This is a genomic window from Bacillus sp. XB1 (genome assembly GCF_053557995.1).
In genome coordinates this window covers 1,251,495-1,277,437 of the sequence record NZ_JBNRIL010000001.1, presented here as the reverse complement: position 1 = coordinate 1,277,437, position 25,943 = coordinate 1,251,495, and the positions used below count along the sequence as shown (strand labels likewise).

The window sequence follows — 25,943 nt, the reverse complement described above, 5'->3', positions numbered from 1 at the left end:
AAGATTTTTATGACCAATGAGGAATGTTATCCATTAAGCCATCCGCAGCGAAGAATATGGTATACAGAAGTTATTCATTCTGATAAAGGAATATGTAATTTAAGATTTTTATTTAAACTTCATCGAAAAATGAACTATTCAAAATTAAACCAAGTTGTGAATCGCGTTATCAGTGAAAATGACGGTCTGTGCATTAGGTTAAAAGAAAATGGGCATCAAGAACCTAAACAATATTTTATTAAACATGAAGAACAAGAATTTGAGTTTTTTGATTTCAGTAATGTGGAGAATACAAATTTGCTTGAGGAATGGATTGAGCAGAAAGCAAAAGAAACGTTTACATTATTTAATTCGAATTTATACTATTTCGCTTTAATAAAATTAAACGATAATGAATGTGCGGTCTTTGGAAATGTTCATCATATTATTATGGATGGTTTATCAATTCAAATATTTACTGAGCAGATTGCAAAATATTATTATGACATGCATAACGAGAATGAGGAAGGCGAAATTAAAAATTCATATGTTCAATTTCTGACTAATGAACAAACATACTTGAATAGTAGTCGTTTTCAAAAAGATCAAAAATTCTGGTTAGAGGAATTTAAAACACTGCCATCTGTGACCGGGTTGAAGCCTTATAATACGTACCAAGTTAGTACCAAAGCATCACGTGAGACGTTTATATTAACGGAGCATTTGAAGAGAAAGATAGAAAAATTTTCTGAAGATTACAAATTTAGTTTATACACCCTTTTTGTTGCTGCTTTCTCGTTGTCCATGTATCGGTGGACCTCATCGCTTGATATTGGTTTAGGAATGGCTTATGGCAACCGTATGACTAAAATGGAACGAAAATTGATTGGAATGATGGTGAGTACAGTTCCTTTAAGAATGGATATTGATCCAGAAGAAGAAGTACTTTCATTTATTAGTAGGGTGTCCAGAAAACAAAGTAAATCATTAAGACACCAGAAATATCCATTTGATTTGTTATTAAAGCAGATTAATAAAGAGAATAACAGTAATGTGAGACTTTTCGGAACTACGATTGATTATAGGGATCGTGATGAAAGTGGTGACTCACTATGGATTCCAAACCGTGAAGAAGTACAAGATTTTGCAGTGCATATTGAAAATCTAATTGATATAGACTCTTTACATGTACATATTGATTATCGTGAGGAGCTATTTTCTAAGGAAGAGATAGAACGATTCTTTAACGTTATGCTAGTGATACTGGAAAATATTTTTGAAAACCCAAAGCAGAAGGTGGCTGAAATAGAAATCATTTCTGAGGAGGATAAAAGAAAAAGTTTAGTTGAGTTCAACAATCCTAAACTGGATGTCCCGCCTCAAGTAACTATTCATGAAATGTTCGAACGGCAAGCGATGATTTATCCAAATGCTATTGCAGTTACGTATGAAAAAGAAAAAATTACTTATAAGGAGCTTAATGAACGTGCAAACCAGTTAGCTCATTATCTGCAGAAAAAAGGAGTAGGACCTGATACTTTAGTTGGACTGTGCGTTGAACGTTCCCACGAGATGATTGTAGGTATTTTAGGGATTTTGAAGGCTGGTGGGGCTTATGTCCCACTTGATCCAACATATCCAGAGCAACGACTTCAATATATTTTAGAAGATGCTAGCATTCAGTTATTCGTAACGCAAGAAAGTTTAAAAGAATTGAACTGGTTACCAGAAAATGTTGAGTCGATTTGCCTGGATCGTGATCAAGATGAGATTGGGAAAGAAAGTAAGACTTTGCCGGTTTCTGGTGTCGGTCCCCAAAATCTGGCATATGTAATCTATACTTCGGGATCAACGGGAAATCCAAAGGGCGTTATGATAGAGCATCACAATGTCATTCGGTTGTTTAAATCGACGGATTGTTGGTATCAGTTTAATGAAAAAGATACTTGGACGCTTTTTCATTCGTATGCATTTGATTTCTCAGTATGGGAAATTTGGGGAGCATTATTATATGGTGGAAAATTAGTTGTTGTTCCGTACTGGATTAGTCGATCACCTAAGGATTTTTATCAATTATTAGTGGAGGAAGAAGTCACAGTTCTAAATCAGACACCTTCCGCATTTCGACAATTAATACAAGTGTGTGAACAAGAAGATGAGAATAAAAATTTGCAGCTGCGTTATGTCATATTTGGCGGAGAAGCGTTAGAACCTACTAGCTTGTTACCGTGGTTTCAAAGGTATGGGGAGAAAAACCCACAGTTAATTAATATGTATGGAATTACAGAAACTACAGTTCATGTTACATATTATCCAATTACTTTAGATGATGTGCAGCAGGCTTCAAGAAGTAATATTGGAAAGCGGATTCCCGATTTAGAAGTGTATATACTAGACGCTTATCAACAACCTGTTCCTATAGGTGTTGATGGTGAACTTTATATTGGCGGAGCAGGGCTTGCACGTGGGTATTTAAATAGACCTGAATTAACAGCAGAGCGTTTTATATCTCATCCATTTAGTAGTGATCTGAAAGCAAGATTATACCGGACAGGAGACTTAGCGAGGTATTTGCCAGATGGGAATCTAGATTATCGTGGAAGAATTGATCATCAGGTTAAAATACGTGGTTTCCGAATTGAGATTGGGGAAATTGAGTCTACTTTACATACATATGCATATGTAAAAGAGGTAGTTGTAATTGTAAGAGAAGATCAGCCAGGCGATAAACGATTAGTAGCATATGTTGTAGGAGATGGAAATGTAGATGCGTGGAGAGAGTATCTTAAAGCGAAACTACCAAGTTATATGGTTCCTTCGGGATTTGTGGCGATGGAAGCTATTCCACTTACAGCTAACGGTAAAGTTGATCGTGAGGCCTTACCTATGCCGGAGGAAACGCAGATTAATAGTGAATGTGTTGGCCCTCGGAATAGTAACGAACAGATACTAACTACCATTTGGAAGAGAGTATTAGGTGTTAAAAAGGTGGGAATCTATGATAATTTCTTTGAAATTGGTGGCGACTCGATTCTCAGTATTCAAATCATATCTCAAGCAAGTCAAGTGGGGTTAAAACTTACTCCAAAGCAAATGTTTGAATGCCCAACTATCGCTGAGCTGGCACAAGTGGCTATAGAAACGCAGGGAGTACAAGCGGAGCAGGGAATTGTGATAGGTGATGTGCCTCTTACTCCAATTCAGTGCTGGTTCTTCGAGCAAGAACATCCACATACAGAGCATTGGAATCAATCAATGCTTTTAAGAGTAAAAGAAAGATTGGATGTGAAATTACTAGAGGGAGCGATATTAAATTTACTGAAACATCATGATGCTTTACGTTTCCGGTACGAACAGTTACCAAACGGAACGTGGAGGCAGAGAAATGAAGGGACTGATGAGCTGTCAGTACTCCATGTTGTAAAACGGAATCAAGTTAATGAAAAAGAGTGGAATAAAATAATACAAGAAGAGATGAATATTCATCAAGCTAGTTTCAATTTAATTACTGGTCCGTTAATGAAAGTAGTGTACTTTGAAGATAACTTGATTGAAAATGATCGAATATTCTGGGTGATACATCATTTAGTAGTAGATGGAGTGTCATGGAGGATTCTATTGGAAGATTTACAGGTGGTATATAACCAGATGAAACAAGGTCAAGAAATTCGCTTACCTGCGAAAAGTACATCTTTTAAAGAATGGTCTGAACGACTTCAGACATACAGTGATTCGGGTATTTCAAAAGAAGTAAAGGATTATTGGAATGAACAAGTAGAAAAAGAAACGATGAAAATTCCAATGGACTATCCCATACAAGAAACGACAGAAGAATCGATTGATCAAGTGACGAGGACTTTAGGAATAGAAGAAACACAAGCATTGTTTCACGAAGTTCTAGTCACTCATAAGACAAGGATTGATGAGGTACTATTAACGGCATTAGGACAAGCTATCGTCGATTGTACAAATCAGCAAACCGTTTCTATTCATCTAGAAGGACACGGGAGAGAAGAGATGATTGAAGGTATTGATTTATCAAGGACAGTGGGCTGGTTCACGAGTATTTATCCCGTTCATCTCAATTTTCAAGGAACTCAGACACCTATTGAAGGGTTAAAGGCAGTCAAAGAGCAATTGCGTCGAATCCCAAATCGCGGAGTTGACTATGGTATTTTACGTTACTTGAATAAAGGATTACTTCCGTTTTATCAGCAAAAGCCTTCAATAAGCTTTAACTATTTGGGCCAATTTGATCAGGTGTTTTCAAGGGACTCTTTGTTTATGCAAGAGACAGGATTTACATTTTTAGATCATGCTCCAGATTCCAAACCATCTCATCTAATTGATGTTATTGGAATGGTGAAAGATGAAAAGTTACATTTTATTTGGATGTATAGTAGGGAACAGTTTTCTAAATTAAAAATTCAAGTGATAGCAGATGGTATGTTGAGGCATCTTCGTCAACTTATAAATAAACCAACAACAGAGTCTGCTTTTACGGTATCAGATTTTGCTGATGCAGAGGATCTTACGGAAGAAAGCTTGAGCAAAGTATTACTTAAATTAACAAAGAAGAGGGTGTAAAAATGGGAGACGTTATTGATATATATGGTTTATCACCTTTGCAAAAAGGAATACTGTTTCATACTTTATACGATCAAGATGATGAACATTCTTTTTCCTATATTGTACAAGTAGGTTTCTTGCTCGGGGGGCAATTGGATGTTGATACTTTTGAAAAGGCTTGGGAATATGTTATTAATCGACATGAGGTTTTACGTTCAGTATTTGTATGGGAGGAAGTAGAAAAGCCACTACAAGCGGTTTACCAACGTCTTCCTTTTACTATTCATCAAGAGGATTGGAGCACCTATCCACATGAGGAAAGGGTGAAGAAATTACAACAGTTTTTGAATGTAGATCGTAGAAAAGGATTTTTATTGGATGAAGCACCATTGATGAGAGTCACTGCGATTAAAGAAGCAAAAGAGGAAACGAGAATTATTTGGACACATCATCATATTTTGCTAGATGGATGGAGTGTGTCATTGGTCTTTAGTGAAGTGATGGAAGTTTATCTCAAGATGATAAAGGGAGAATTATTGACTCTTCCTAAATCTCTTCCTTATAAAAAATATATCCAGTGGATAAATAAACAAGATCAAAGTCAAGCAGAGGAATTTTGGAAAGAAGAATTAAAAGGGTTCTATGCACCTACGCCATTAGCAATGGAAAGAAAGGATCAAGGACAAGAGAAGGGCTATGGAGAGTGTGTTTATCAAGTATCTGAGAAACTTACTGAGAAGTTACAAGAGTGGGTACGAAATAGTCGATTAACGTTGAATACGTTAGTACAAGGTGCATGGGCTTATTTGATGAGTAGGTATAGCGGTGACAGTGACGTCGTATTTGGCGTAACTAGCGCTGGACGTCCTACTGATTTAATGGGAGCAGAGAATATGGTGGGGCTATTTATTAACACATTACCTACCAGAATTCGATTAACGGATAATACATCAGTAGTAGATTGGCTTCGTAAAATACAAATGAAAGAAATGGAACGAAGACAGTATGAGTATAATTCGTTGATAGATATTCAAGGCTGGAGTGAGGTTCCGCGAAATAGCTCCTTATTCCATACCTTGTATGTGTTTGAAAATTATCCAATTCAAGGTGAGAGAAATGATGATTTAAGATTACTAGATGTTACAAGCACGGAACAAACAAATTATCCTTTAACACTCATTGTAATGCCCGGTAAGAAAATTACTTTAAAGTTGATGTATGATCGAAGCTATTTTAATGAAGAAACAATAAATCTGATTCAGAATCACTTATTGCAAATATTAATTCAGATGACGAAGAGCCTAGATTCAAAACTATTTGAAATTACTCATTTAACAGAAGAAGAACAGATACAGTTACTAGAGGAATGGAATCATACTCAATTTAATTATTCGGCTGAAGGCATGATTCATACGATGTTTGAGGAGCAAGTTAAAAAAACACCGGAAGCAATCGCGGCTAGTTACGAAAATGAACAAATTACCTATAAAGAGTTGGAGAAGCGTGCAAATCAGCTAGCTCATTATCTACAAAAGCATGGTGTAGGCCCAGAGTCTCTAGTTGGAGTATATATGGAACGTTCATTACAAATGATGATAGCGTTATTAGGTATTCTAAAATCAGGAGCAGCGTATGTTCCACTTGACCCTACTTATCCAGAGAATCGACTTCGATATATATTAGAGGATGCTGGAATCGAAGTACTAGTGACGGAAGAGGATTCTAAAAATTTGTTTGTATCTGAAAATATAGAAACGATTTGTATGAATAAAGATTACACTGCAATTGAAAAAGAAGAATCAACCCCATGTATAAGTGGTGTAACAGGAGAAAATTTAGCGTATGTTATGTATACTTCAGGATCTACAGGGAATCCAAAGGGAGTAATGATTGAGCATCATTCAGTAATTAATTATCTAGAATGGATGCAACATAAATATCCGCTTTCTGAAAAGGATGTGGTCTTGCAGAAAACGCCATTCTCATTTGATGTCTCTGTTTGGGAATTGTTTTGGGGCATTCACGTTGGTGCAAGTGTATCTTTCCTACCTCCAGGTGGAGAAAAAGATCCTTCTATTATAGCTGAAGTGATTAAACAACATCAGGTTACTATAGTTCAATTTGTACCTTCGATGTTATCTGTTTTCTTAGACCACTTCAATCATATTGAATTGAACATGAATTGTTCGTCCGTACGCCATGTATTTTCTGGTGGAGAAGAACTAAGTTCAGGGTTGGTTAGACGATTTCAACAGAAATGGAATTATAGTGGACAAGTGAAATTAACCAACTTTTATGGGCCAACTGAAGCCACTATTTATGTGAATGCATTTGATATTCAGCCTAATCAAGAATTTGTTTCTATTGGGCAGCCAATACAGAACACGCAATTATATGTATTAGACCAAAATCAACGCTTGCAATCAATAGGAATTGAGGGTGAGTTATATATTGGTGGTGCTGGTTTAGCACGTGGATACTTAAATCGTCCGAATCTTACTGCTGAAAAATTCGTTTCGCATCCATATCGATTTGGGGAACGACTATATCGAACAGGAGATTCAGTAAGATATTTAACTGATGGGAATTTAGAATTTATAGGTAGAATGGACCACCAAGTCAAAATGCGTGGTTTTAGGATTGAATTAGGAGAAATTGAAGCGACTTTAGAAAAATGTTCGTTTATTAAAGAGGCTGTCGTATTAGTTAGAGAAGATCGTCCAGGTGATCAACGATTGGTTGCATATGTAATAAGCGATGGAAATACCGAGGAGTGGAGAGAGTATTTACAAAAACAATTACCAAATCATATGATTCCAGCGCACTTTATAGATTTAGAACACTTCCCGCTTACTCCAAATGGGAAAATTGACCGAAAGGCCTTGCCAGCACCTGATGAGCAAGCTATTGAAGATTTAAATGTGCTACCTCGGACGCCATCGGAAGAGCTTATTGCCTCGGTTTGGAGTCAAGTGTTAGGAACAGAAAATATTGGCATTCAGGATTCCTTCTTTGAACGTGGTGGGCACTCACTACTTGCTACTCAAATTGTCTCTAGATTGCAAGAAATGTTCCAAATTAAAATTCCATTACGTGAACTTTTCAAGCACGATACAGTGGAAGCATTGGCGAAACGAGTGGATCAGTTACGAAAAGAAGATAAAAAACGAGAGGTTGCTCCTCTTGTACCTATGAAACGAGAAGAAGTTATCCCACTTTCCTATGCGCAGAAACGTCTATGGTTTATTGATCAATTAATGCCAAATAGTGCTATGTACAATATTCATGCAGCGTGTCGCTTAACAGGTGAATGGTCAATTGAAGCATTGGAGGTCGGATGGAATCAATTGTTGGAGCGTCATGAATCATTAAGGACGACAATTCTAGAACAAGAGGGTGAACCTTTTCAACAAGTTCAATCTCATGTGTTCAGGCATATTCCTCAAACGAATCTAACAGATCTTTCTTTGGAAGATAGGGAAAGAGAAATGAAACGCCTTATTCAAAACGAGGCGGAGGAACCATTTCATTTTGGACAAGGTCCTCTGATTCGAACACGAATATTGAAAGTGGACAGGGAAGAATGGGTTCTCATTTGTACGATGCATCATATTATTTCAGATGGATGGTCAATGGGAATCTTACTTGAAGAATGGATGGCTTTTTATGAAGGAGCACTAACCGGAAAACCAGTGGAATTGAAGGAGTTATCTATCCAATATGCAGATTTTGTTATGTGGCAGAAGGAATGGCAAAAAGAGGAGAGTTTGAATCAGCATCTTCAATATTGGAAGGAAGAATTATCTGGGGAACTACCGGTTTTACAATTACCGATGGATCGTCCTCGACCTGCAGTTCAAACCCATCGTGGTGCAAGTCAGTCCTTAATAGTGGCGAATTCCTTACAGGAAAAGCTCAAAGATTTAAGTTTGCAAGAAGGATGCACTTTATTTATGACATTGATGGCAGCGTATCAAAGCTTCCTTTCTCGTTATACAGGACAGGACGACATTATAGTTGGAAGCCCCATCGCTAATCGAAATGTGAAAGAGATTGAGGGATTAATAGGATTCTTTGCAAATACGTTAGTTTATCGAGCTGATTTCAGTGGAAATCCGACGTTCCAAGAACTATTGTCGCAGATAAGAAAAAAAGCACTAAAAGCATACGAGTATCAGGACATCCCATTTGAGAAAGTGGTAGAATCCGTAAAACCTGAACGGAATACAAGTCATTCACCAATATTCCAAACTATGTTTACTTTACAGAATACGAAACAAGAGTTTCTTCAGCTATCCGAAAGACAAATGGAACTCATGGAAAGCCATGTTTCTGTTGCCAAATTTGATTTGAGTTTATTTGCTTCTGAGACGGAAGAAGGATTATCACTAACCTTTGAATATAATACTGATTTGTTTAATGATACAACCATTAAACGTATGGTAAATCATTTTGAACATTGGTTAAATCAAATTGCCTCTTATCCAAAATGTTTATTATCAGAATTGAATATGTTATCGAAAGTGGAATATAAGCAACTACTAGAGGAATGGAATGAATCAGCCGTTATAGATATAGAAGATAGTACGATTCATACAATGTTTGAAGAACAAGTGGAAAAAACACCAGAAGCAATTGCAGTAGTGTGCGAAGATGAAGAACTAACATATCGAGAGTTGGACGAACGCTCGAATCAGTTGGCACATTATTTACAAAAAAATGGTGTAACATGCGAAACATTGGTTGGGATTTGCGTTACACGTTCATCCGAGATGATTGTCGGTCTCTTAGGAATTATGAAGGCGGGAGGAGCATATGTCCCAATTGATCCAGCGTATCCGGAAAGTCGACTGCAGTACATTTTAGAAGATGCTCAAATAAAGGTACTGGTGACACAGGAAAAGTTACAACAAAAAATGGTTATACCTACATTCGTTAACGTCATTTGTATTGATCGTAATCGAGCAGAAATAGAACAAGAAGTTACTACGGTATGCACGAGTGAAGTGACGGGTGATAACTTAGCCTATATTATCTATACTTCAGGTTCCACGGGAAATCCAAAGGGAGTAATGATTGAGCACAGGAATACAGTAACAATGATTCATTGGGCGCATCATACGTATTCTCGAAAGGAATTAGCGGGAGTATTAGCTTCAACTTCACTATCTTTTGATTTATCCGTTTTTGAAGTATTTGTTCCCTTAACGATGGGTGGTAAGGTGATTGTCGCTGAAAATGCTCTACATCTAGACAAGTTGTCTACCAAAGGTGTGACTTTGGTTAATACTGTGCCATCGGCAGCAAAGGAACTGGTTCGAGCAAAAACAATTCCTTCTTCAGTAAAGGTAATGAATTTGGCTGGAGAACCGTTACCATATCCGCTTGTTCAAGATTTATACGAGAGAAGTACGATTGAGAAGGTGTTCAACTTATATGGACCGTCTGAAGATACTACGTATTCCACGTATCTGGAATTAGAAAAGGGTGTCATGCATAGGGTACCACCAATTGGTAAACCAATCTTCAATACAGAAGTATATGTATTGAGTGCTGAACAAAAAATGGTTCCAATTGGTGTAGTTGGTGAGTTGTACATTGGTGGATCAGGGTTAGCACGTGGATATTTAAAACGCCCTGACTTAACGAAAAATCGATTTATACCGCATCCGTTTAAAGAAGACGAGCGAGTATACCGGACTGGAGATCTAGTAAGGTATTTGCCGGATGGAAATTTGGAGTATGTCGGACGAATTGATCATCAGGTGAAAATTCGTGGGTTCCGGATTGAACTAGGAGAAATCGAAGCGGTATTACAAAAGCATACATTAGTTAACGAAGCTATTGTGATGGTGCGGGAAGATTATCCTGGCGATCCACGTTTGATTGCCTATGTTGTAGGAGACGGTGATTCTCAAAAGTGGCGTGATTATCTCAAGGACCAACTACCAAATTATATGATTCCATCCTATTTTGTTGGATTAAATGCATTTCCACTCACTCCTAATGGAAAAATTGATAGGAAGGCTTTACCAGCACCAGAGAAGCAGGAGATAGCGAGTTGTTATATTGCTCCTCGTACGTCTACGGAAAAAACAATTGTTTCAATATGGCATGAAGTTTTAGGCATGGAAAACATCGGAATTCAAGATTCGTTTTTTGAAATTGGTGGACATTCATTACTTGCTACGCAAGCTGTTTCCAATCTTAAAGAGGCTTTTGGAATCGAGATACCATTGCATGATTTATTTATGTTTCATACGGTGCAGCAATTGGCAGAACAGATTGATCAATTGCTCGATAACAAAAATCAAGAAATGCAGAATGATAGTAAGGAGAATATAAGCCTTCAAGATTATATTCAAAAAGAAGCAGAAGTCAGTAATGATGAAGAATTATTAGAACTGCTTAAGCAATTAGAAGAGTTATCAGAGGAAGAAGCACAAGGGATATTCGAGAGTAATTTGATTGAGGAAGGGGTAAAAAAATGAGAAGTGATTTACTTGCAAAGCTGAGTTCACTTTCTCCTGAGAAGAGAGCATGGCTTCAGAAGCAAATGCAAAAAAAGGAGAATAAAGAAGCACTCCCGTTGTCTTATGCACAACAACGTTTGTGGTTTATGGACAGATTTAACCCAAACAGTTCTTTATATAATATTCCAACAGTATGGCATCTAAAAGGAAATTGGATACCTGAAGCATTAGAGAAGGGATTCAATAGACTCATTGAACGTCATGAATCATTACGAACTGTTTTTAAAGAAATAGGAGAACAGCCTGTGCAACAAATTGTCGAATTCCTTCCTAGAGCATTACCTGTAAGGGATTACTCTCAACTTCCTCTAGAAGTAAAAGAAAAAGAGGTAGATAGTTTAATTGCGAGAGAAGCGCAAGAACCATTTGATTTAATGAATGGTCCTTTAATTCGTAATCAGCTTGTTCAATTAGAGAAGGATGAATGGTTATTACTGTGTACGATGCATCATATTATTTCTGATGCTTGGTCCATTGGTATATTCATGAATGAATTCCTTGCTTTCTATGAAGAAGAAACGGGCGGAAATCCTGCTAAATTAAGTTCATTATCTATTCAATATGCAGACTTTGCGAAGTGGCAAAAGGGGTGGTTGCAAGGTGATGTGCTAAATCGTCAGCTTACGTATTGGCAGGAAGAATTGTCTGGTGAGCTTCCTATCTTACAACTGCCAGTGGATCGACCTCGACCGGTTAAGCAAACTTACTCTGGGGCTGCGCATCATGTGATTTCTCCTTATAAATTGCTCAGTCAATTGAAGGATATAAGTCGACAAGAAGGATCTACTTTATTTATGACTTTAATGGCCGCATACCAGAGCTTTCTTGCTCGTTATACGGGACAAAAAGATATTCTAGTTGGTAGCCCGATTGCAAATCGGAACCATAAGGGAGTAGAAGGATTAATTGGTTTTTTTGTTAATACGTTGGTTTATCGATCAGATTTGAGTGGCACCCCTACTTTTCGGGAGATTTTGAACCAAACAAAGAAAAAGGCGTTAAAAGCTTACGAATATCAAGATATACCATTTGAAAAAGTGGTAGAAGCTGTGCAACCTGAACGAAGCATGAGTCATTCTCCTATATTTCAGACCATGTTTACGCTACAGAATATAAAACAAGAACGACTAGATTTGCCTGATAGAAGTATTGAAATGGTAGAAAGTAATATGTCTATTGCTAAATTTGATTTGAGCTTAACTGCCTATGAAGTGGAAGAAGGTCTATTCGTCTCATTTGAATACAACACGGATTTATTTGATAGTAGTACCATTGCACGTATGGCAGGACATTTTGAGAACTGGCTAAATGAAATCACGTATCATCCAGATGAATCATATACAAAGCTGTCAATGTTATCGGATACTGAGCAAAAACAACTCCTAGAAGAATGGAATGATACGGACGTAGTTTATGGTCATGATTGTATGATTCATGAGCTATTTGAGCAGCAAGTTGCACGGACACCTGACGCAGTGGCGGTAGTTTATGAGGGTGGAAAGCTAACGTATCAAGAACTAAATGAAAAATCGAATCAATTGGCACATTTTCTACAAAAACGAGGTATCGGACCTGAATCATTGGTTGGTATATGTATTGAACGTTCTCCTGATATGATTATCGGTCTCTTTGGGATTTTGAAGGCAGGTGGGGCTTATGTCCCACTGGACCCAAGTTATCCTGAAAACCGCCTGAGATATATTTTGGAGAATTCACAAATTCAAGTGCTGTTAACAAAAGAGGCACTACAGGACTGGTTACCTAAAGATATTCAAGCAATTTGTTTAGACCGGGATCAAGTGATGATTTCTAAAGAGAGTAATTTAGCTCCGGTAAGTGGAGTAACAGCAAATAACTTAGCCTATATTATATACACTTCGGGTTCGACGGGAAATCCAAAGGGGGTAATGATTGAACATCATTCCGTTATCAACCGCCTACAGTGGATGCAGAAAAAATACCCATTGTCCGAGGAGGATACAATCCTACAAAAGACACCGTTTTCATTTGATGTTTCTGTATGGGAATTATTTTGGTGGTCATTTGTAGGAGCACGTGTTTGTTTACTTCCACCAGGAGGAGAGAAAGATCCTGCGGTGATTGAGGAGTATATTGAACGATATCGCGTGTCCACCATACACTTTGTTCCGTCGATGTTATCTACTTTCTTAGATTATATGGAACTATATAATTCGAAAAGGGATGTATCGTCTTTAATTCAAGTTTTTACTAGTGGAGAAGCGTTAAACACTGAGCATGTTCGCCGGTTTAAGGGGATCTTTTACAATGTTCAGCAAACAAAGTTAATTAACTTGTATGGTCCTACTGAAGCGACTGTGGATGTGACTTATTACGATTGTGATTTAGAAAAAGAAGCAATGATTATTCCGATTGGTCGTCCAATTGATAATACAGAGTTGTATGTGTTAGATCAATATCAACAAGTGGTCCCGATTGGTGTGGCAGGGGAACTTTACCTTGGAGGAGTAGGATTGGCACGTGGCTACTTCAATCGACCGGATTTAACTACTGAACGTTTTATTCCGCATCCTTTTAAGGACGGGGAACGATTATATCGAACGGGTGACTTGGTGAGATATATGAATGATCGTAACTTAGAATATATTGGAAGAATAGATAACCAAGTTAAAATTAGAGGATTCCGAATTGAATTGGGAGAAATTGAAGCAGCTTTACATGATCACTCATCTGTAAAAGAGGCAGTCGTGTTGGTGAAGGAAGAACGACCAGGAGATAAGCAGTTAGTAGCTTATGTAGTGGGTGAAGGGGATGCTGGAGAATGGCGTGAATATCTCAAGAAGCAATTACCACATTATATGGTTCCGGCATACTTTTTCCAAATTGAAGGTATGCCACTCACTCCAAATGGTAAAGTGAATCGGAAAGCATTATTGGAATTAGAAGAACAGTTCATAAGTGAAGATATTACTTCATCACGAACACCAGTGGAGGAGCTCATCGTTTCCGTTTGGAGCCAAGTGTTAGGAATAAAAAATATTAGTGTTCAGGATTCCTTTTTTGAAATCGGTGGTCATTCACTACTAGCTACTCAAGTAGTGTCACGTTTACAGAGAATTTTTCAAATCGAATTACCAGTACGTGAACTATTTGAATATACAACGGTGGAGTCACTGGCAAAGCGATTAGAACAGTTACGTAAAGGAGATAAAAAACGAGAGATTCCGCCACTAATACCAATGAAACGAGGAGAAGCTATTCCACTATCTTATGCCCAACAACGTTTATGGTTTATTGATCAATTTACACCTAATAGTGCCCTTTACAATATGCCAATGGTATGCCGTCTTACAGGGAATTGGCTACTTGAAGCATTGGAAACGGGATGGAATCAACTAATAGAACGTCATGAATCACTGCGGACGGTCTTTCAAGAGGTGAATGGTCAACCCGTACAGCAAATTGAACCGTATGCTTTTCAATCAATTCCGAAAACGGATTTAACTATGCTTTCTTCTGAAGATCAAGAAGAAGAGGTTAAACGTTTAATTCAACAAGAAACAGAAGTACCATTTGATTTAACAGAGGGTCCATTAATCAGGACAAGTATTTTGCACGTGGGAGAGGAAGAATGGATACTCCTTTGTACTCTACATCATATCATTTCAGATGGATGGTCAATGGGAATCCTACTTGAAGAATGGATGGCATTTTATGAGAAAGCAACGGATGGAAAGGTAGCGGAACTTGAACCATTACCGGTTCAATATGCCGACTTTGCTCAGTGGCAAAAAGGATGGTTAAAGGAGGAGGTGCTTGATCAACAACTCCAATATTGGAGGGAAGAATTGTCTGGGGAGCTTCCTGTACTCCAACTTCCTGTGGATCGCCCGCGTCCCGCAATACAAACTCATCACGGATCGACATACACTATGGTTCTGCCAAGCACGCTACATGATAAATTGAATGAACTTAGTCGAAAAGAAGGGGCTACGCTCTTCATGACGCTTTTAGCTGCATATCAAAGTTTTCTATCTCGTTATACGGGACAAGAAGATATTCTGGTCGGAAGCCCAATTGCGAATCGGAATTATAGAGAAATTGAAGGACTAATTGGTTTCTTCGTTAACACGCTGGTTTATCGAGCTAATTTGAGTGGTAGACCGACATTTCAAGATGTACTGTATCAGGTTCGTCAAAAGGCATTGAAGGCGTATGAATATCAAGATATTCCATTTGAAAAAATTGTAGAAGTTGTGCAACCGGAGCGAAGTACAAGTCATTCGCCAATCTTCCAGACTATGTTCATCTTGCAAAATATGAAACAAGAGTTACCGGTGTTATCTAGTAGAAGTATTGAAATGATAGAAAGCCATAGTCCAATTGCAAAGTTTGATTTAAGTGTAATGGCAGTTGAGACGGAAGAGGGATTACTTTTTACTTTTGAGTACAATAAGGATTTATTCAATGCTACTACTATTGAACGGATGGCAGGACACTTTGAGAAATGGCTACATGAAGTTTCTCATCGCCCACAAAATCCGTTGCATAACCTGAGCATGCTATCAGAAACCGAGTGTACTTTGTTATTAGAAACATGGAATGACACTGTAATAGAAATGTCTCATCAGGGTCTTATTTGCGACAAATTTGAGGAGCAAGTAGCAAGGCGTCCTGATGCGATTGCGATAGTTGATCAAACAAAACAGTGGACTTATGGTGAACTGGATACACAAGCAAATCAGTTGGCAAATGTTTTACAGCGAAAGGGAGTAGCCCCAGAGTCAGTGGTAGGGGTTTATCTTCCGAGGTCAGCTGAGCTGATGGTAAGTTTACTAGGCATTTTAAAAGCTGGTGGAGCTTATGTCGTTTTAGATCCGTTGTATCCAAAATCAAGGTTAGAATACATGATTGAAGATGCAGGAATTCAATTTGTAGTGACGGCGGAAGGACAAGAAGGACATTTCGCACACGTCGAAATGGTGAGTTTAGAAGAATTAACGGTGGAAAGCGTAATCGCACCTACACGTCAAATAAATCCAGAGAACTTAGCCTATATTGTTTATACCTCTGGTTCTACAGGAAAACCGAAGGGTGTAATGGTTGAATATCGCTCATTAATGAATATGGTTTCTTGGCATCAGGAAGTTTATCATATTTCAGCAGAGGATCGTGCGACTCAGATTGCAGGGGTTGCTTTTGATTCGGCTGTCCAGGAAATCTGGCCGTATCTAACTGCTGGCGCAGCACTCTACTTGTCAACAGAGGAACTGAGAATTAATCCAGAAGCACTAAGGGACTGGCTCATTGATTCACGAATAACAGCTAGCTTTGCACCTACGCCTATTCTGGAAAGGCTGTTGAAATTATCTTGGCCAGATAAAACGGATCTTCGTTTTATCATTACTGGTGGGGATCAATTAACGCAGTACCCATCTAACGATATTCCTTTTGCGGTAATTAATCAGTATGGTCCATCGGAAAATACCGTTGTTACCACAGATTGTTATGTACCTGTAGGAGTGACAACAGGTACGCCATCGATTGGTCGACCGATTGCAAATACAGAAGTTTATGTGTTAGATTCTCATCTTCAGCTAGTACCAATTGGCGTAATTGGAGATCTCTATATTGGAGGGAAGAGTCTTGCACGTGGATATGCTAATCGTCCGGATCTTACAAAGGAAAAATTTATTCCACATCCTTTCAAGTCAGGAGAACGTCTCTATTATACAGGAGACAAAGCAAGTTATCTTTCTGATGGTAATCTCCAGTTCCATGGACGTATAGATGACCAAGTAAAAATTCGTGGTTTCCGGATTGAATTGGGAGAAATAGAAGCTGTTTTGCAGGCACATTCTTCTGTGAAAGAAGCAGTTGTATTGGTACGAGAGGATAATCAAGGTGATAAGAGATTAGTAGCTTATGTAGTTGGTGAAGGAAGTGTCCATGAATGGCGAGAACATCTACAAACACATTTACCAAATTACATGGTTCCAACAAACTTTATTGAGATGGAATTTTTACCACTTACACCGAATGGAAAACTTGATTTGAAGGCATTGCCTATACTTAGTGAACAATCCGCTGAAAATACTGTATACCCAAGAACTCCGCTGGAAGAACTTATCGCTTCAGTGTGGAGTCAAGTGCTAGGAATAGGAGACATTGGTGTTCAGGATTCTTTCTTTGAGCTTGGTGGTCACTCTCTACTTGCTACACAAGTGGTCTCACGCTTACAGGAAGTCTTTCAAATCAAATTGCCAGTACGTGAACTGTTCGAATATTCAACGATCGAGGCATTAGCGAAACGAATGGATCAGTTACGTAAGGGGAATGAAAAACGAGAAATTCCACCATTGGTGCCGATGGAACGTGGAAATAATATTCCACTATCTTATGCCCAACAGCGCTTATGGTTTATTGATCAATTTGCACCTAATAGTGCACTTTATAATATGCCAATGGTATGCCGTCTTACAGGGAATTGGTTACCTGAGGCATTGGAGTTGGGATGGAATCAGTTGATAGAGCGTCATGAATCTTTGCGGACTGTATTTTATGAAGAGGATGGCCATCCTGTGCAGCAGATTCAACCGTACGTTTTTCGTCCGCTTCTGCAAATGGACTTAACTAAGCTTTCATTAGAGGAGCGAGAAAGAAAGTTGGAGCAATGGATTCAAACTGAAGTCGAATCTCCATTTGATTTAGAACAAGGGCCATTATTCCGTGGGAAACTCATAAGAATTTCAGAAGAAGAATGGGTTCTTCTGTGTAATATGCATCATATTATCTCGGATGGGTGGTCGATGGAAATCTTGCTTCAAGAATGGATGGCATTTTATGAGAATGCGATTGGTGAAAAACAAGCAGAGCTGCAACCACTACCAGTTCAATATGCCGATTTTGCTCAGTGGCAAAGAGACTGGTTGAAAGATGAAGTACTATATCAACAGCTTGCATATTGGAAGGAAGAATTATCTGGTGAGTTACCAGTCTTAATGTTGCCAATGGATCGTCCGCGTCCGCCAGTGCAAACCCATCATGGATTAACTCATAATGTTTTGTTGTCACGCTCATTACTGGATAAATTAAACGAACTAAGTCGTCAAGAAGGGGCCACACTTTTCATGACCTTATTGGCATCGTATCAAAGTTTCCTTGCTCGTTATACGGGACAAACGGATATTATTGTTGGTAGCCCAATTGCAAATCGAAATTATCGAGAAATTGAGGGGCTAATTGGTTTCTTTGTCAACACTTTGGTTTATCGAGCTGATTTAAGTAATGCACCGGCATTTCAAGAGTTGTTATCTCAAGTACGGATAAAAGCATTGAAGGCGTATGAGTATCAAGATGTTCCGTTTGAGAAAATTGTAGAGGTTATCCAACCTGAACGAAATACAAGCCATTCTCCGATTTTTCAAACCATGTTTACTTTGCAAAATACGGGACAGAAGCTACCAGAACTACATGGAAGAAATATAGAAGTAATGGAAAGTAATGCTCCGATCGCTAAGTTTGATTTAAGTTTAACTGCTGCAGAAGTGGAAGAGGGTTTATTACTTACTTTTGTTTATAGAACTGATTTATTTGACAGCTTAACTATTGAATCCATGGCTGAACATTTTGGGAACTGGTTGAATGTAATCGTGGAGAATCCTGATAAATCATTAGCTAAGTTGCCTATATTATCAGGATTACAGCAAAAACAGTTGGAGGAGTGGAATAATAATACTGTAGCATATCCACAGGAAAGTACGATTCATCAGCTGTTTGAAGAGCGAGTAAATCGTACACCTGATGCGGTAGCAGTGGTAGATGAAAAACAGCAGTTAACATATCGAGAGCTGAATGAAAAAGCTAATCAATTGGCCCACTATCTTCAGCAATGTGGGATTGGGACTGAATCATTAGTTGGAATTTGCTTTGAGCGTTCAGTTGAGATGATTGTTAGTATTATGGGGATCTGGAAGGCTGGAGCAGCCTATGTTCCATTGGATCCATCATATCCAGAAAGTCGCCTACGATATATTTTGGAGGACACTGGAATTCAAGTATTAGTTACGAACGAGTCATTGGAAGATTGGATACCTAAAGAAATCAAGATAGTTTGTCTAGACAGGGATCAAATAATGATTTCACAAGAAAGCATTCTTTCACCAAAATGTGAAGTAACAGGAGAAGACTTAGCGTATGTTATCTATACTTCAGGATCAACGGGGAATCCAAAGGGTGTCTCGATACAGCATCATTCTGTACTAAACTTGTCGTATGGTTTACAAAAAGAGGTTTTCGAACATGAGATACCATCTAACATGCATGTCGGTTTAAATGCGTCAATTGCCTTTGATGCATCTATCCAGCAATTACAAATGCTGCTTTATGGTTCAAGTTTGTATATTATTCCAAGCGAAGTACGAAGTGATCCGGAGCAGTTTGTAGCTTATATTAGGGAGAACAAGTTAGAAATCTTTGATATAACACCTTCATTGCTTCAATTACTTATAGATGTCGGATTGTTAGAAACGTGCGATGGCGTTCATGTTCCAAGTAAGGTACTGGTTGGTGGTGAAGCAATTATGCCGTCATTATGGGAACAGCTAGTAGAGACTGATAAAATCCAGTTTTATAATGTATATGGTCCTACAGAATGTACGGTTGATGCAACATGCTATCATATCAAGAAAGATAGTAAGAGAGTAACAATTGGACGTCCATTGCCTAACATCCAAACTTATGTATTAGATAGAAATAGGTTGCCAGTTCCAGTTGGTGTAATGGGGGAACTTTATATCGGAGGAGCAGGTCTAGCAAGGGGGTACTTGAATCGTCCAGAGTTAACATCCGAACGATTTATTTCTCATCCATTCAAAGAAGGCGAGAGGTTATATAGAACAGGTGATCTTGTGAGATATCTTCCTGATGGTAATATAGACTACTTAGGAAGAATGGATAATCAAGTGAAGATTAGAGGATTTCGAATTGAACTTGGAGAGATTGAGTCGACTTTACAAGAGCATGACTTAGTAAAAGAGGCAGTTGTAATGGTTAGGGAAAATCAGTCGGGAGATAAGAGGCTGGTAGCTTATGTAGTGGGCGAAGGCAGTTTAGAAGAATGGCGAGAGTATCTTAAAACAAAACTGCCAATCCATATGATACCTTCCTACTTTGTCGAAATGAAAGAATTACCGCTAACCATAAATGGAAAGATTGATCGGAAATCGTTACCTATACCAGATTATCAAGGAACACAAGAAGGATACGTGGCCCCAAGAAATGAACGTGAACATAAGCTTTCTATCATTTGGGAACGTGTGCTAGGTTCAAAACGTATTGGTATGAATGATAACTTCTTTGAAATTGGTGGAGATTCAATTCTTAGCATTCAGATTGTCTCGCGCGCGAAGCAAGTTGGTTTACAATTGACACCAAAACAAATATTTGAACACCAAACAATTGCTGAGTTGGCGCAAGTAGTCAAAGAAGAACAAGGTGTACAAGCTGAACAGGGAATTATAACTGGAGAGACGATACTTACACCTATTCAGCAAAGGTTTTTTGCACAAAATCATCCTAACCCACATCATTGGAATCAATCCATGTTCTTTAGAACGAAAGAGAAATTGGACATAGGATCACTGGAAAAGGCGGCAGGTAACCTTCTACTTCATCATGATGCTCTGCGTTTAAGATATGAACGTTTACCTAATGGGGTTTGGAAACAGTGGAATGAAGGAATAGAAGAACAATTGATGCTTACTGTCATTTCATTAGACGAAGTGCCGGAAGCTGATTGGCATCAGGTTATTCAAAAAGAGATTAATATTGCACAAGAAAGTTTGAATTTACATGATGGTCCGCTAATGAGAATGGTGTATTTTGATGAAGGTGAGCACGCTGGCCGATTATTTTGGACAATTCATCATTTAGCCGTGGATGGTGTTTCTTGGCGAATTTTATTGGAAGATTTGCAAACAGCATATACGCAAGTAGTCCAAGGGCAGAAAATTCAATTACCTATGAAGAGTACATCTTTTAAAGAATGGTCGGAGAAATTACATCATTACGCTGAAACTGGCCTATCAAAAGAAGTGCTACATTACTGGGAGGAGCAGGCTGAACAAGACGTAGTTAAATTGCCAGTAGATGGTACTATAAGTAATCCAGTAAGCGCAGTAACTGAGGAAATTACTGTGGTGTTAAATGAGAATGAGACCCGTATGTTATTGCAAGAGACTTTAAGCACTCACCGTGTCCAAATCAATGAAGTATTATTAGCAGCATTAGTACAAGCTACGGCAGCATGTACGGGGCAGCCGATATTGAGCGTAGATTTAGAGGGACATGGTCGAGAAGAGATTATTGAAGATGTTGATTTATCGAGAACTGTGGGATGGTTTACAAGTATTTACCCAGTTCATTTAAATATTACTAGTGCTAATACGCCAATTGAAGCATTAAAAGCAGTTAAAGAACAAGTTCGCAAAATTCCTAATAAGGGTGTTGATTATGGGGTGTTGCGTTACATGAACGCAACAATGTGTGAGCAATTAAGCTCCCAATATACACCGTCTATTAGTTTTAACTATCTTGGACAATTTGACCAAATGTTTTCTAGCGATGCAATGTTTATTCCGGAGAACGAATTTAAGCGTTTAGATCATGCTGCCGGTTCCAAGCGATCGCATGTAATTGATGTAATTGGGGTTGTAACGGATGGAAAACTTCAATTCACTTGGGTATACAATGTTGGACAATTTGCCAAATCAACGATTCAAAGTATTGCACAGAATATGCTATATCAACTGAGTACATTGATTCAATTTTCAGATAGAGAATCTGCACTGACCATTTCGGATTTTGCAATGGCTAATCTTAGCCAAGAAGGTTTGACAAATGTACTAAACAAAATGCATCGCGGAAAGAACAATCAGATTACTGATTTATATCCACTATCACCTTTGCAAGAAGGTATGATTTTCCACACATTGCATGACCAAGGGGATGAACATGTTGCACCGTATATAGTGCAATTGAGTTTTATGATTCGAGGAAAAATGAATATTCCTACATTTGAGCAGGCGTGGAAATCTGTAATTCAGCGGCATGAAATTTTTCGTACAGGATTTGTATGGGACGAAATTGAAGAACCTGTACAAGTGGTGTATGAAAATATCCCATTTAAAGTGAATAAAGAAGACTGGCGTACAATGACAAGTGAAGAGATAGAGGAAAAAAGAAAAGTCTTTTTGGCATTAGATCGAAAACAAGCCTTCCAATTTGATGAAGCACCATTGATGCGGGTAACAGTCATTCAAGAAGGTGAGGAAGAATATCGGATTGTTTGGACCCATCACCATATTTTACTGGATGGATGGAGTTTACCATTAGTATTTAATGAATTACTTACAGTCTATCAGAAGAGAATGAATGGAGAAGCTGTGAAGTTACCTAAGTCCTCACCATATAAGAAATATATCCAATGGTTAAGAGAGCAAGATAAGGAGCAGGCGGAACAATTCTGGAGAGAGAAGCTAAAAGGTTTTACTGCGCCAACTTTGCTGGGCTTAGAAAGTAAAGAGGAAGAAAAAGGTTACACAGAGAAGGTTACGTATTTATCAGAAGAGCAGACTCAAGCGTTACAAGGATGGGCGAAACGCAATAAACTTACTTTGAGTACAGTAATTCAAGGTGCATGGGCATATCTCATGAGCCGATATAGTGGAGAAAATGACATTGTTTTTGGTGTAACAAGCTCAGGGCGTTCTACGGAGATTATTGATGTTGAAAACATCGTAGGTCCTTTCATTACAACGTCACCGACGCGAATTCAATTGATGGATGATATAAAATTAATAGATTGGTTGCAGAAGATACAAGAGGAAGAGATAGAAAGAAGACAATATGAGTATGCTTCTTTGACAGAGATTCAGGGGTGGAGTGAAGTTCCTAGAGGAATACCGCTGTTCAATAGTTTATATGTGTTTGAAAATTATCCAGTGAAAGAGGAGTCTTCAGAAAATCTGGAAATTGGTGAATTGGAAGGGGTAGAACAAACCCACTACCCATTAGGGTTAGCTGTAGTTCCAGGAATCCAGTTATCGTTAAAGTTAATGTATGACCGTAGTAAGTTTAATAGAGTAACCATTGAACGAATGCTGGGTCATTTACACAAAGTGTTAATGCAAATGCTCAAAAACATTGATCAAAATCTATCGGAGCTAGTATATATTACGGAAGCTGAACAAAGAAAGCTATTGGAAGAATGGAATAATAATACTATATCCTATCCACGTGAGAATGCAATCCATCAACTATTCGAAGAGCAAGTAAATCGTACGCCTGACGCGTTGGCAGTGGTAGATGAAAAACAGCAACTAACATATCGAGAGCTGAATGAAAGAGCTAACCAATTAGCCCATCATTTACAGAAATGTGGAATTGGGACAGAGTCATTAGTTGGCCTTTGCTTTGAGCGTTCAGTTGAGATGGTTGTTGGTCTCATGGGAATTTGGAAGGCCGGAGCAGCCTATGTTCCATTAGATCCATCGAATCCGGAAAGCCGCCTACAATATATTTTAGAAGACACAGGAATTAAAGTGTTAGTTACAAATGAAGTATTACTAGGCTGGATTCCTAAAGACATTAAGACAGTTTGTCTAGATAGGGACCAAGCAATGCTTTCTCAAGAAAGCAAACTTTCACCAATATGTGAGGTAACAGGGGAAAACTTAGCGTATGTTATCTACACTTCTGGTTCGACAGGGAATCCAAAGGGAGCTTTAGTACAGCACCATTCTGTAATAAACCTATCATATGGTTTACAAAAAGAAGTTTTCTCACATGAGATACCTAGTAATATGCGCGTTGGTTTGAATGCATCAATTGCCTTTGATGTATCTATTCAGCAATTACAAATGCTGCTTTATGGTTCAAGTTTATATATTATTCCAAGTGAAGTTCGCACTAATCCAGAACAATTTGTGTCCTATATTAGGGAGAATAAATTGGAAATGTTTGATATGACACCTTCATTACTTGAATTACTAATAGATGGAGGATTGCTAGAAATAAGTGCTGATGTTCATGTACCAAGCAAGATATTGGTCGGTGGTGAAGCAATCATGCCGTCATTATGGGAACAGCTAGTAGAGACTGAAAAGATTGATTTTTATAACGTATACGGTCCTACAGAATGTACGGTTGATGCAACATGCTATCATATCAAAAAAAATAGTAAGAAAGTAACAATTGGACGTCCGTTGCCGAACGTTCAAACTTATGTATTGGATAAAAATTTGTTACCTGTTCCAGTTGGTGTAACAGGTGAGCTATATATTGGGGGGGCAGGTATAGCGAGAGAATACTTGAATCGCCCAGAATTAACAGCAGAGCGATTCATCTGTCATCCATTTAATGAAGAAGAGCGTTTATATCGTACGGGAGATTTGGTTCGTTATTTACCTGATGGTAATTTAGATTACTTGAGAAGAATTGATAATCAAGTGAAAATTAGGGGCTTTCGTATTGAACTTGAAGAGATTGAAGCGAGTATAGAGAGGCATCCATTGGTAAAAGAAGCAGTAGTTTTGGCAACAGAGGATAAATTAGGAGAGCAGAGATTGGTTGCTTATGTAGTTGGAGATGGTAGTATGCATGAGTGGCGTGAGTATCTCAAGACACAAGTACCAAATTATATGGTTCCCGCACACTTTATTAAGGTAGACGAGATTCCTCTTACAACGAATGGCAAAGTTGATCGAAAGGCATTGAACAATTTAACTATTCATAGAGAAAATAACTTCTCTACACCAATCATTCCAAGGGATGAAATTGAATATCAGTTGATTAAAATCTGGCAGGATGTGTTACAGATAGAAGATGTCTATGTAAATGATGATTTCTTTAATAGAGGAGGACACTCTCTCCTTGTAATTAAATTAGTTTCAAAAATTAGGGAGAAGTTTGGAAAAGAGATTAAGGTTTCAACATTGATTAAGAATCCAACATTGGAAGGAATCGCATGCCTTATTCGTGATAAGCATGATATGACGAAATCAGTAGCAGCGCTAGTTCCACTACAAGAATCAGAAAAAAGCCCTTTCTTCTGTGTTCATCCGTTTATGGGGAATGTATTCTGTTATATTCAACTAGCAAGATTACTTAAGAACCATTGTTCATTTTATGGTTTACAGAATCCTCTTATAGAAAAGGAAGAAATTGATGAATTGACCTTGCCGGAACTAATTCAACTTTACATTGAAGAAATCAAACGTGTTCAGCCAGAAGGCCCATATCGTCTTGGAGGATGGTCTTTAGGCGGTGCAATTGCTTATGAAATCGCAACTGTGCTAAAGAATCAAGGTGAGGAAGTTGAGTTGTTGATACTAATGGATACTAAAGTACCTTCAGAGCAAGATCGTAAAACAAGGGAGGATATGCTCTCATATATATATGAGCATTTCATTCCTAGAGATCTTACTGAGCAGGGGGAAGGCCTCTTCCATGAACAAGATATGCTTGTAGAGCGATTAATTATGGAAGGAGTACTCCCGCCTGATGCAGATCTTATGAATTTGAAGCAAGTTATCAATGCTCATAGGAAATGCCTGAACATAATGGCAGATCATGATTTAATACCATACTCTGGAGAAGTTCTCTATTTTAGTGCTGAGGAAGGAAAAGAGTTGTTTACAGATTGGGGACATTTATTAAAAGGAAGAGTAAATAAGTATTCTGTCCCTGGATCACATGAGGAAATAGTAGACTTCCCCGCAGTTGAAAAGATAGCTAAGTACCTATTAAATGAATTTGAAGGGATAAAAGAAACATCCCTTTCATTAACTGAAAAGTAGAGAGTGCAAAAGATGCAACGCTATG

3 protein-coding genes are annotated in these 25,943 nt (G+C 38.2%); all 3 read left to right on the top strand.

Annotated features, from left to right (window positions below; translation table 11 throughout):
• Positions 1 to 9 precede the first annotated feature (9 nt).
• Genes ACK1U5_RS06390 through ACK1U5_RS06380 form a run of 3 tightly spaced genes read left to right on the top strand, consistent with a single transcriptional unit; the run spans position 10 to position 25,918 of the window.
• Entirely contained in the window at positions 10 to 4,566 is a 4,557-nt protein-coding gene (locus tag ACK1U5_RS06390) for a non-ribosomal peptide synthetase (protein ID WP_113710699.1), read from the top strand.
• Between the two features lie 2 nt (positions 4,567 to 4,568).
• Positions 4,569 to 11,039, top strand: a complete 6,471-nt coding sequence (locus tag ACK1U5_RS06385) for a non-ribosomal peptide synthetase (protein WP_113710698.1) — start codon at positions 4,569 to 4,571, stop codon at positions 11,037 to 11,039.
• Entirely contained in the window at positions 11,036 to 25,918 is a 14,883-nt protein-coding gene (locus ACK1U5_RS06380; RefSeq protein ID WP_113710697.1) for a non-ribosomal peptide synthetase, read from the top strand. The genes ACK1U5_RS06385 and ACK1U5_RS06380 overlap by 4 nt, the downstream gene beginning before the upstream one ends.
• Positions 25,919 to 25,943: the final 25 nt, after the last annotated feature.

Bases quoted from the DNA above. Each gene is read 5' to 3' on its own strand.
- ACK1U5_RS06390 (WP_113710699.1), top strand. From the start codon at position 10: ATGACCAATGAGGAATGTTATCCATTAAGCCATCCGCAGCGAAGAATA.
- ACK1U5_RS06385 (WP_113710698.1), top strand. From the start codon at position 4,569: ATGGGAGACGTTATTGATATATATGGTTTATCACCTTTGCAAAAAGGA.
- ACK1U5_RS06380 (WP_113710697.1), top strand. From the start codon at position 11,036: ATGAGAAGTGATTTACTTGCAAAGCTGAGTTCACTTTCTCCTGAGAAG.